Source organism: Yoonia sp. (assembly GCF_046498525.1).
In the GTDB taxonomy this organism is placed as follows: Bacteria; Pseudomonadota; Alphaproteobacteria; order Rhodobacterales; family Rhodobacteraceae; genus Yoonia.
Genome location: NZ_JAWOAN010000180.1, coordinates 1 through 10,154, shown reverse-complemented (window position 1 = coordinate 10,154; position 10,154 = coordinate 1). Strand labels below are relative to the sequence as shown.

Genomic DNA, 10,154 nt, shown 5'->3' with positions numbered 1-10,154 from the left:
TTGATCCAGCCCGCACCGCGCATGGCATAGACCCCGAGCATACCCGTAACCATGGCGGTCAGCATGACTTTCACTACGGTGAAGTCCTGCAGCAGGAGCTGCCGCATGATGATTTCGTAGTCGCATACACGGCCCTTCTGCAGTAGGAAGCCGAAGCAGAACCCGAACAGGAGGCCCAGTGTCAACTGCAGGCGTTTGTTGTCGTGAAGTGTGGTCAACATCTCATGGCTCCTTTTGGTTAGAGTACCCGATACATGACCATGGCGACGGCAACGCCGCCGATGAAGAAACACGCGGCCGACAGCCAGCTGCCCAGCACGAGCTGCATGGTTCCGCTGATGCCGTGACCGCTTGTGCATCCACAACCCCAGCGCGCACCGAACCCGACGCAGATTCCACCGGCAACAGCCACGGCCAGCCGTGTAAATATGTTGGCGCCAAAGGCCGCCTCCCACATCGGCGGCACCCATTCCAACCGGAACGTGCCGGATATCCAGGCGGACACCAGCGCGCCGATAAATACGCCGATCACCAGCATCCATTCCCAATCGATACCCGGTTTGTTCTCCTGGTAATAGAGCTTCTCCGCGACCTTGGGGCCGCGAACCGCTTTCTCGATCATCCCGGCGGTCTTGGCAAACGCGGTTGAGATCCCCAGCGGATGGTTTGAGAAAAGAAAGGCAAGCCACGAGAGCACGCCGATACCGATCCCGACCACATACGGCGACCAGTTCGGGTCGCGCAACACATCCATCATCGTGTTCATCGTAACCTCCTCATGCTCGCTGAATGGGACAACCGATTTCCTCGCAGGCTTCCATCGATCCCAGGCTATCCTCAACCTGCTCGAAGCCATGCCGTTTCAGGATCGATGCGGCAATAATGGCGCGGCGACCGCTGCCGCAGAACGTCACGATCGGCTTGGCCTTGTCGATTTCGTCCAGACGATCCTGCAGGTCCCCCAGGAAGATGTGCGTTGCGTTTTTCAGTTGTGACTCCCGGAATTCGGTGATCTTGCGGACGTCCAGCAGTGTGAACTCCTCGTCGGACTTGATCCGCCGTTCCAGAGTCGAGGCATGCACGGCACCGATACGGTCGTACGCCCGGCCACTGACCTCCCAGGCGTGCATGCCGCCTTTGAGATAGCCGGCCAGACGATCATAGCCCATACGGATCAGATAGCGCACAGCCTCCGGTATCTGGTCCAGCGTTTCGGGTACAAGTATCAGGTCATGCTCGTAGTCCAGCAGATAACCCGCATAGGCCGGAAGCATATCGAGAGGAATCGCGAGACTGCCCGGAATGAAGGCGCCCGCAAATGCCTCGGGACTTCGCAGGTCGACGATGACGGCCCGATTCTCTATGGCCTGCGCAATCTGCTCGGGCGTCAACGGCCAGGGGCGTGGCAGTTCGCCCAACGGCGGAACCCCTTCCTTATTATACTTCTCCATCAAACGGAAATAGACGGGTTGATCGTGGTGCTCCGCCGCCTTGTAGTCAATGAAGCTTTCACGGGTAAGTCGGACGCCGTAGTGCGATGCCGTTCAAGCGTTTCCTGAAGCTGGCTGTTCAGCGCGGTCAGTTCTTCGTTGAGCGATTGCAGCTCTTCTTTAGAGGCCAGTAATTCCTCGTTGGTTGATTGAAACTCTTCATTGACGGACAGAGCTTCAGCAGCATCGGCACCATGGGCTTCTACTTCACGTTCAAGATCACGCAAGGCTTCGGACAAATCGCTGCGGGTTGCTTCAAGATCAGCCTCGAGTTCGCTCGCGTGGCGTTCCTGTCCAGAAGTGGGTCTTGTGTCTGCAGTGTCGTGGATCAGGTGCGGCGTGTTTATGAAGCAGGCGAGCAACAACTGCTCTGTCCCTGCGGAAACGGAATGTAGGGCAATGTCAAAGTTAAGGTCGCTGACAATATTCCTGACAGGGACCGTCACCAACGGGTTTGCAGGCCCACAGGAGGCGGCCGCTGCGCGAAACCTGACTTTCAATGCTTTGGGCAGCATTCGGATGATGCCCGTTTCGGGATGGCCCTGACTGATTTTCAGATAATTTTCAGTTGGTCCGAGAAAGTACAGGCATTCAAGCTGTGTGTTCAGCAAGACCGCAGCTGGCGCATAGTTATCTAGCACGATGCGTCGGCAAAGTTCGGCCAGCGAGTTGCGACTTGGCGCGTCAACGGGCGTCGGCGGCGGTGCGTCACGCTTTCCCATTGCGAAACGCAGATCTGCGGGGTTGCTCTTCCCGACCCGCTGCCAAAGCCTTGCTTTCTTGTCCGCGACAGCGAAACAATTGTCAGCTTGGCCTGGCATTTCGGCCGCTCCCAAAAGCAGAAGCCCCCCCGGGCGTAAAGCAAAGCAGCACCGTGCAATCACGCGCTTTTGCGCCTCTGGCCCCAGATAGATCAGCACATTGCGGCATGAAACAAGGTCGATCTTTGAAAACGGCGGGTCCGACAGCAGGTCTGCAACCGTGAACACGATCAGGTCGCGCAAGACCGACGTAACACGCCAGCCACCATCATCGGACACAAAGAACCGCGCCAGACGGTCAGGCGAAACAGTCGCGGCGATATCCTTGGAGTAGAAACCCGCTCTTGCCGTTGCAATTGCCTCTGGATCGACGTCGGAGGCAAGAATCTGTAGTCTGGCCGAGGACCCCGCAGCCTCCATCGCTTCGACGCAGCTTATGGCGAGACTATAGGCTTCTTCACCAGTGCTGCACCCGGCTACCCAAATTCGCAGCGAACGGTCGGGTGGCAAATCGGCAAGAAGATCAGGGATGGCCTTGGACGATAAATATTCAAACACGTCCGGGTCACGGAAAAAACCGGTCACATGGATCAACAGGTCAGCAGACAGCCGGGCGCGTTCGTCTTTATCGGATTTCAGAAGTTCAAAATATCGTTCCACATCTTTCGTGCCGAGCCCGACAAGAGCCATACGCCGCGCGATCCGCCGCTCAAGTGTGCCGCGCTTGTAAAGTGACAAATCCTGCTCTGTGGTGGTGCTGATAAAGGAAAGCAGGTCGTCAAAAAGGGCCGGATCGGGTGTCTCCTCTGAGGGCGAAAGTTCTTGAGTGTGATCCGCTGTATCCAATGCCGGTGCTGCCAAAGCCTGTGCCGCAAACTTTTCAATTGCCGCGATCATACCGCTGACAGGCAGGATTTCGTCCACAAGCCCCGTTGCGATGGCGCTGTCCGGCATCCCGGAATAACCTGCCTCTTTTGGGTCCTGTGCGATTACCAAACCGCCGGCGGCGTGAATTTCGGCCAGACCCAGCGTGCCGTCGGTGCCGGTACCTGACAGAACAACGCACCCCGATTGTGCGCCCGCATCCTTGGCAAGTGACCGCAGCAGAACATCGAACGGCATCCGCACTGACTTGCCGTCATCGGGTTCCGTCAGGTTCAGCAAACCATGGCTGACTGTCAGGAAATAACCCGGTGGGATGACGTGAAGAACGCCCCTGCGCAGCGCCATACCGTCTGCCGCCTGCACGACCTCCAGCCCCGTTTTACCAGCCAGCAGGTCAACCATCATGCTGTCATGTGTCGGATCTAGGTGCTGAACCAGAATGAACGCCGCCGGGGTATCGCCGGGCATGTCCTTGAACAATGCACGGTATGCTTCCAGCCCACCGGCCGAAGCACCGATAGCAATGGTAGGCAGATGATCACGTGGCGCAATATTCGACATGGTCTTCTCCATAAAGGACTGACCGTCAGGCCGCCAAATGACGACAGGATCAATGGATTTCCCACGGATGTCTAGCAGGATGCTGGTGTCGAATGTTTTTGTTCAAATAATGCATCCGAGTGTTCGGATAATCACCCGGGCAATCACCGCCCTCGGTTAACCGGGTCCAGTGGCAAACACGTATGAGTATTTTCCGAGGCTTAGCGGCAGTGGGCCCAAGGCGTAAGGTGATGTTGTTACGAGTTAAGATAAGATGTTCACGATTGAAAACGAAGAACTGGACAGCCAGGTCGGTGATGACGCGCTCGGGGCTCCCCCTGTCCCGCCCCGACCGCAATCGCCCCAAAACATTGGCCTGGCTGTCCAAATTCAGCCTTGCATGGTGGTCTGCAACTTAGATGTGCCGGAAAACTCCCTTGATTAGAAACATCGACACGATCAGCGCATCTTGGTGCGCCAAAAGTTCCCGAAGCAAATCGAGGTAAAGAAGCATGAACCAGATAATTTATATCGTCGGTGCGGTCGTCATCGTCCTCGCATTGCTCAGCTTTGTTGGCCTGCGCTGACAGCACGCAACACTTCAAGGAATTTTCTCCTGAGCAATGAGCAATCGCCACGGCGCGAAACCGCATGGGCCGCAGCGGTTGGTATCGTGATCATCGTCGCTCTTCTTCTCTAAGGCGGTGCTCGCGCTTTCATCTCTCCCCCTACTTTCCAACGAAAAAGGAAACAAGATGACAAAAAATGGAAATCCTGAACTTTTCATACTGCTGCTGAATGAAGCTGTCGAAGCGGACCGCATGGCAAGAAGAGTAATTCGTGCGACGCAAAACAAAAGCCACGCCCGACATTTTTTCCAACTTTGCCAGTCAGACCTGGAACACATCATGTCGTCGCGTGAATCAATCGACACCATCGAACAGATGGGCGCCAACAGTTAAGATCAGGCAATCAATCAGTGACTGGTTCTGCTTGATGCAAAGTTTCTGCGGGTAGCACCGGATCAGGAATACGGCGCGGCTAAAACGCTGTCAGAACTGGCTGAACAAGTGCCTGAACGCAGTTGAGGCGGCCTGAAACCCGACTTTGCTTGTTACTCGGTTACCTTGGTTAACAAACCCACACCACATTTTCCATCCGGCAGTCAATTGACCGGACATTTGCGGGAAGTTGCCCGACGGATGTTACCCAGAGTGAGATAAATACAATGGCTCAACAACACGCATTCCACACCCTTCTTCCACCGCAAGAACAAGCTTTGCGCCGACGCGCATTGAAACTGACAGTAAACCCGCACCGTGCAGAGGATCTGGTTCAAGCCACTTTTCTGAAGGCATGGGTGAACCGCGACAGATACAAAGCCGACACCCACCTGCGCGCCTGGCTGTTCACGATCTTGCGCAACACATTCTTTTCGGATTTGCGCAAGGCCCGCCGCGAAGTCGAAGACGCGGACGGATATTTGACAGATTCCCTGTCAGAAGCGCCGCGGCAGCTTGACGCAATCGCCTTGAAAGAACTGATATCGGCAATCGCATTGCTGCCCGAAACCCAACGCAGGCCGCTTCTTTTGATGGGTGCCCTTGGTTTTTCCCAGTTGGAAGCGGCACAGGCCTGTGGCTGTTCCGTCGGCACAATCAAAAGCCGCGTCAGCCGTGGTAGAGCCACGCTGGGCCATGCCGCTTCGTTCGAAACGGATTTGTGCAAGGGACAGCAGGCACTTGGCGCGGCGTCGACATAATCCGCCCATGGATGAAGGTTGAAGCAAATATTGGCGACTATGCCGAATGGCTCTGTCACTCGGCAGACAGGTTTAAGGCAGCGCCAAGTTCGGCGCACCGTGCATCGGCGCTCCAGATCGGCAGGCTGTTTTAAACTTCTTGCGCGGAACTATCCGGTATCAAATCTTTTACCTTGTCTACTTTCGTTTCATCCCAATCCGGGTCATGCCGCTTGATCCGACGCGATATGACATAGCTGGCCGGCCAGGTTAGAAGTGTGCCGATCGCAGCAACCCCGCCGATAGCCAGCCATGAATACCAGCCCAACGACATGACGATGATGATCAGCGTGCCAGTCACGACTGACCCTACTGTGATCGTTAGAAAGATGCTTAAGCGGTCCATTCCGTATCCTTTCTTCCTTGTCGATCGTGAAACGTTTGGCAGGCGTTGTTCGTTCCAAGGCCCGGTGCAATCACTGTGCCGACATGGGCGCTGGAATGATGCGCTTGGCCAGATCCAAACGTTGGCACCAAAATAAACGGGTTCATTGCATTGATATCAAGATTTCCGAACCCGAGTGCCGCAAAGTCTCGTTCTGGTGAAGATAGGCCGCATCAAAACCAGCCAACTGTTGAATGGAGTCGATGTTATCAAAGTCCACGCGGCCATTTTGAAACGTAACCAGAGCAGCCTCGCGCAGATGACGCAAAACGCGGTTCACATGGACCGCACTCAGGCCGAGGGCATCAGCAAGATGAAACTGCGTCAGCGGACAATCGAAACCTTTCTTGTCAGCCAGGCCCCGAAGCTTCAGCCGTGCGTGAAGTTCAAGCAACAAATGCGCCAACCGTTCCTCACCGGACCGGCGTCCAACATTCACCAGATGTTCTAGTACCATTGCTTCATTGCGCGCGATTGCCCGCAAAACAGCCGACGCCAAACGCGGCGAATTTCCGATCGCATCGCGCACGTCTGATGCAGCCAATTGCGATGCTTCAACATGCGTTGCCGCCTCGATGCTGTGATCAGCCGAACCGAAGATGATCCCGCGGAGCCCAAGAAAGTCGCCCGGCAACTGAAAATCCATGATTTGCCGACCACCGTTCGGCAACATCTTGTAGGAAAATGTCCACCCACCCAGCAAAACAAAGACGGATGCTTTCAATTGACCTTCATGGATAAGCTCGGACCCCGGCGAAAACCGCCGCTGAAGTCGGTGAGCGCCTCCAATCGTCCCTAAATCATTCTGTGCGAAAGACGCAGGTTTGGAGGGTTCGCGTGTCAACGTGCTGTGCTGGGTCAAGATGTATATACCATGTTAAGGTCTCTAGCCGTTTGTTCTCAGTGAAAGCTGATTTCTAAAAGTGGCTTCAGACTGCTCTGCATCAGTGCATTACTATAAGGAACGTCTATAACTGTGATGCGTTCCAATATGTCTTGCGACGCTCTTTTTCCATTTGTGAAGGTGAAACAGATTATGCCCCCGCCGGATGATGTCTCAGGAACTGCTGCGCTGGCGATTTGTGAATCGCTCCTGCTTGCGTTGAACGATCACAATATCCTTCCCGAAGCAGAGGTCGTCGGAATTCTGAAAGATGCAGCCGCCGCCCACGAATATTCCCCGCACGGTGAAAACGAGCCGCTGCATACTGCAGTCGCGGCTTTGATTAACGCGATTATTGACGGCGGCAACTCTGTCAGGCTTCGCTGAAGCGTTCTGAAAGTCGTGAACATCAGGACTCCGGGTTGCTGCCGACGTCAAATGCGGCGCGGCGGCCAAGGTGTGACTGGTGAAACGCCGTGCAATGACAGCACGTTAGTGCGCAGCCTTTTAACCTAGTTCAGCACGATACCTGCCATAATCCCTGAAAGGCCGTTGCGCCCAATGCCGAACAACAACTCGAACACGCCCCCACGAACCAGCACTGCAGCACGGACTGCGGGATGGTTTTCTTCGCTTGACCGTGGGGCTTTCCAGACTGTGTTTCTGGGCATTATTGCCGGCGTAGTTGTTCTGGCGTCGTTGAGAGCTGCCAGTCTCATTGCAATCCCGACGGTGCTTGCGGTGCTTTGCGCTATTGCACTTGCTCCCTTGGTGCGCTGGCTCAGACGCTCGGGGGCGCCAGCATCGCTTTGCGCGGCAGCGGTCGTGGGCGGTTTGTTGGTGGGCACTGCAATCACCGCCTACACACTTGCACCTTCGGCGGAAGCCTTGAACACACGTGCACCGGAAATACTGCGCGAGGCAGAGTGGCGCGCCCGCCAGATATTATTCGAACTGTCGCCAAGGCCCGAAAGAGAGATCGAAACGGATACATCGGTGATGCCGGGAAATGCTGCGCGAACCACGCCTGATGAACCTGCCGATCCAGAAGCTGACGAAGATGCCGTAGACAAGTTGGTTGAGGGTGGTCAGCGTTTGCTGGCTGACTGGGCAATCAGTGCCCCGAGAATTGTCTTTGGCGCTGCGTTCTGGGCGATGCTCACGTTTTATATGTTGCGTGATCGTGTCATGCTGTCCCGCTGGATGTTGTCACTCGTCAGTCTGGCCTCTACGCGCCGGGCGCTGGCTCGGGCCATGCGCGACGTGCGTCTGAACGTTGCACAATATCTTCTGGCTATCACTTTCGTGAATATTGGGCTTGGGCTTTGCGTCGCCATGGCGTTTCAACTGCTGGGTGTTGCGAACGCACCGCTTTGGGGTGTTGCGGCGGGGCTGTTGAACTTCATGCCTTTCATAGGCATCGCCATGGTGGGGCTGGTGACGTTAGGCATTGGAATTGCGTCGCTTGATGACTCAATTGTCGCTTTCGGTGAAGGTTTTCTGATGCGGGTCGCGTCGGAACGCTGCGCATTAGCACGACCTCGACCCGCGTTGGAAAACCTCCCAAGGAGGAAGCCGCGTGGGTCTTGGTGCGATCTATGGGGAAAGCGCACAGACGGTTGGGGCGACGGCTGGGTCATACGTTCTGCTGAAGGCTCGCATGACAGCTGAGACGGTCACGTAAGCGGTCGAATATGCTGACATCGCTGTGCATATTGTGATGCTTGCCGTCGTTTTTCGCGCCGCGGAGCGATAATCGCATACTGGCTGGGCCGGGTCTGCGGGGTGCAGCCGGTGGCATTTTGCGGCATCTGACAGGCGATATATCATGCGGCCTGCTTCCTCGGAGGTGCGCGCGACATCGGTTTTTGGCCACGGCGGAAGATCTCGACGATGCGCATTGGGCCGCCGCAACAAGGGCATGGCTCGCGCAGGGTGAGAGGGATGATCTCGGCTTCAAGTCCCGATGCGGCGGGTTGTTCAAGGCGCTGGACGCAGAGCAAGGCGCGGATCTTGGTGATGTTGGCCTTGCGGGCCGAACTGGCCAGCAGGCCGTAATGCCGGATCCGGTGGAACCCGTCGGGCAGGACATGGATCAGGAAACGACGAATGAACTCGGGCGTGGCCAGCCGCATCACCTTTTGCCGGTCGCCGGATTTGATGCGGTAATCCTTCCAGCGGAAGGCCACGGTATCGGCATCTGCGCTGACCAGGCGGGCGTTCGAGATGGCGACCCGGTGGGTATAGCGGCTCAGATAGGCCAGCACGGCCTCGGGCCCGCCGAAGGGTGGCTTGGCATAGACCACCCATTCGGATTTGCGGAACGGGGCGAGCCATGTAGCAAACGCCTTTGCTTCTGACAAACCGACGAGATCACCGAAGAAGGTGAGCTGGCCTGCGCGGTGTAAATCCATCAGCCCCTCCAGAAACAGGCGTCGGAACAGCCGCGACAGCACCCGCACATGCAGAAAGAACCCAGGTTTGCAGGCGATCCACCTGGTGCCGTCAGGCGACAGGCCGCCACCGGGAATGATCATGTGGATGTGCGGGTGGTGGGTCAGCGCCGAGCCCCAGGTGTGCAGCACGCTGGTCATGCCCACCCGCGCGCCCATGCGCTTGGGATCGGCCGCGATGGTCGTCACCGTTTCGGCGGATGCCTTGAACAACAGGCCATAGACCGCTTTCTTGTTCCAATAGGCGATCTGCGCGATCTCGGCCGGCATCGTGAAGACAACATGGAAATATTCCACGGGCAGCAGGTCCTCGGTGCGCGCCTCCATCCAGTCGCGCGCCGCAGACCCCTGGCACTTGGGGCAGTGCCTGTTTTTGCAGGAGTTATAGGCGATGTGATGGTGGCCGCATTTGACGCAACCGGCCACGTGCCCGCCGAGCGCCTCGGTTCGGCAGGCCTTGATCGCCGACATCACTTTAAGCTGGGACAGGCTGACATGCCCCGCATTGGCCTGCCGCCACGCAGGACCATGGGCGCGGAAGATGTCAGCGATCTCCAGCCTTGGCCGGGACACCCCGGCGCCCGGTCACTCCAGACTTCGCTTCACCGTCTGATCCTGCAACTTGGCCAGCATCTCGTAGGGGCTGACGGTGTCGCGGATCGTTTTGGTGGCGACATGGGTGTATCGCGCGGTGGTCGTCAGCTTGGCGTGCCCGAGCAGCACCTGGATCACCCGCACATCGGTGTTGGCTTCGAGCAGATGCGTTGCAAAGCTGTGGCGCAGCGTGTGCAAGGTCGCAGGCTTCTTGACCCCGGCCATATGCTTGGCCGAGGTGAAAGCGCGGTTCAGTTGTCGAGGCGAGATTGGGTTGATCTTCGGCTTTCCAGGAAACAGCCACCCCTCCGGCCGTGCCTCGCGCCACCAGGCGCGCAGCAATTCCAGCAATCCGGGTGACA

12 protein-coding genes are annotated in these 10,154 nt (G+C 56.9%); 4 read left to right on the top strand and 8 right to left on the bottom strand.

What is annotated here, in order from left to right; all coding sequences use genetic code 11:
* The 4 genes from R6T97_RS11445 to R6T97_RS11430 all read right to left on the bottom strand — a co-directional run.
* Nucleotides 1-221: hypothetical protein (locus R6T97_RS11445; RefSeq protein WP_410349419.1), on the bottom strand; the 221-nt coding region annotated here is incomplete at its 3' end.
* A gap of 17 nt (nucleotides 222-238) precedes the next feature.
* Nucleotides 239-766 (bottom strand): YeeE/YedE thiosulfate transporter family protein, encoded by a 528-nt coding sequence (locus R6T97_RS11440; protein ID WP_410349418.1) that lies wholly within the window; start codon nucleotides 764-766, stop codon nucleotides 239-241.
* A 10-nt stretch (nucleotides 767-776) separates the two neighbouring features.
* A complete protein-coding gene (locus R6T97_RS11435) occupies nucleotides 777-1,418 on the bottom strand; it encodes a rhodanese-like domain-containing protein (RefSeq protein ID WP_410349417.1) in 642 nt (213 codons plus the stop codon).
* A gap of 32 nt (nucleotides 1,419-1,450) precedes the next feature.
* Entirely contained in the window at nucleotides 1,451-3,697 is a 2,247-nt protein-coding gene (locus tag R6T97_RS11430) for a chemotaxis protein CheB (RefSeq protein ID WP_410349416.1), read from the bottom strand.
* Nucleotides 3,698-4,431: 734 nt separating this feature from the next.
* Between R6T97_RS11430 and R6T97_RS11425 the strand changes: the two genes are divergently transcribed.
* Nucleotides 4,432-4,638 carry a hypothetical protein gene (locus R6T97_RS11425; RefSeq protein WP_410349415.1) on the top strand — a complete coding sequence of 69 codons (207 nt, stop codon included), beginning with the start codon at nucleotides 4,432-4,434 and terminating at the stop codon, nucleotides 4,636-4,638.
* Nucleotides 4,639-4,904: 266 nt separating this feature from the next.
* Nucleotides 4,905-5,438, top strand: a complete 534-nt coding sequence (locus R6T97_RS11420; RefSeq protein WP_410349414.1) for a sigma-70 family RNA polymerase sigma factor — start codon at nucleotides 4,905-4,907, stop codon at nucleotides 5,436-5,438.
* Nucleotides 5,439-5,568: 130 nt separating this feature from the next.
* Here R6T97_RS11420 and R6T97_RS11415 read toward each other — a convergent pair whose 3' ends face one another.
* On the bottom strand, nucleotides 5,569-5,823 hold the full coding sequence (locus R6T97_RS11415) for a hypothetical protein (RefSeq protein ID WP_410349413.1): 255 nt from the start codon (nucleotides 5,821-5,823) through the stop codon (nucleotides 5,569-5,571).
* Nucleotides 5,824-5,965: 142 nt separating this feature from the next.
* Nucleotides 5,966-6,706, bottom strand: coding sequence for a Crp/Fnr family transcriptional regulator (locus tag R6T97_RS11410; protein WP_410349420.1), 741 nt, complete (start codon nucleotides 6,704-6,706; stop codon nucleotides 5,966-5,968).
* 192 nt (nucleotides 6,707-6,898) lie between these two features.
* Between R6T97_RS11410 and R6T97_RS11405 the strand changes: the two genes are divergently transcribed.
* A complete protein-coding gene (locus R6T97_RS11405) occupies nucleotides 6,899-7,132 on the top strand; it encodes a hypothetical protein (protein WP_410349412.1) in 234 nt (77 codons plus the stop codon).
* A gap of 174 nt (nucleotides 7,133-7,306) precedes the next feature.
* Nucleotides 7,307-8,416 carry an AI-2E family transporter gene (locus R6T97_RS11400; protein ID WP_410349411.1) on the top strand — a complete coding sequence of 370 codons (1,110 nt, stop codon included), beginning with the start codon at nucleotides 7,307-7,309 and terminating at the stop codon, nucleotides 8,414-8,416.
* 155 nt (nucleotides 8,417-8,571) lie between these two features.
* On the opposite strand, the gene R6T97_RS11395 is transcribed toward R6T97_RS11400, so the two are convergent.
* Nucleotides 8,572-9,771, bottom strand: a complete 1,200-nt coding sequence (locus tag R6T97_RS11395; RefSeq protein WP_410349410.1) for an IS91 family transposase — start codon at nucleotides 9,769-9,771, stop codon at nucleotides 8,572-8,574.
* Between the two features lie 12 nt (nucleotides 9,772-9,783).
* Nucleotides 9,784-10,154: tyrosine-type recombinase/integrase (locus tag R6T97_RS11390; RefSeq protein WP_410349409.1), on the bottom strand; the 371-nt coding region annotated here is incomplete at its 5' end.

Bases quoted from the DNA above. Each gene is read 5' to 3' on its own strand.
- R6T97_RS11440 (WP_410349418.1), bottom strand. From the start codon at position 766: ATGAACACGATGATGGATGTGTTGCGCGACCCGAACTGGTCGCCGTAT.
- R6T97_RS11430 (WP_410349416.1), bottom strand. From the start codon at position 3,697: ATGTCGAATATTGCGCCACGTGATCATCTGCCTACCATTGCTATCGGT.
- R6T97_RS11425 (WP_410349415.1), top strand. From the start codon at position 4,432: ATGACAAAAAATGGAAATCCTGAACTTTTCATACTGCTGCTGAATGAA.
- R6T97_RS11420 (WP_410349414.1), top strand. From the start codon at position 4,905: ATGGCTCAACAACACGCATTCCACACCCTTCTTCCACCGCAAGAACAA.
- R6T97_RS11415 (WP_410349413.1), bottom strand. From the start codon at position 5,823: ATGGACCGCTTAAGCATCTTTCTAACGATCACAGTAGGGTCAGTCGTG.
- R6T97_RS11405 (WP_410349412.1), top strand. From the start codon at position 6,899: ATGCCCCCGCCGGATGATGTCTCAGGAACTGCTGCGCTGGCGATTTGT.
- R6T97_RS11400 (WP_410349411.1), top strand. From the start codon at position 7,307: ATGCCGAACAACAACTCGAACACGCCCCCACGAACCAGCACTGCAGCA.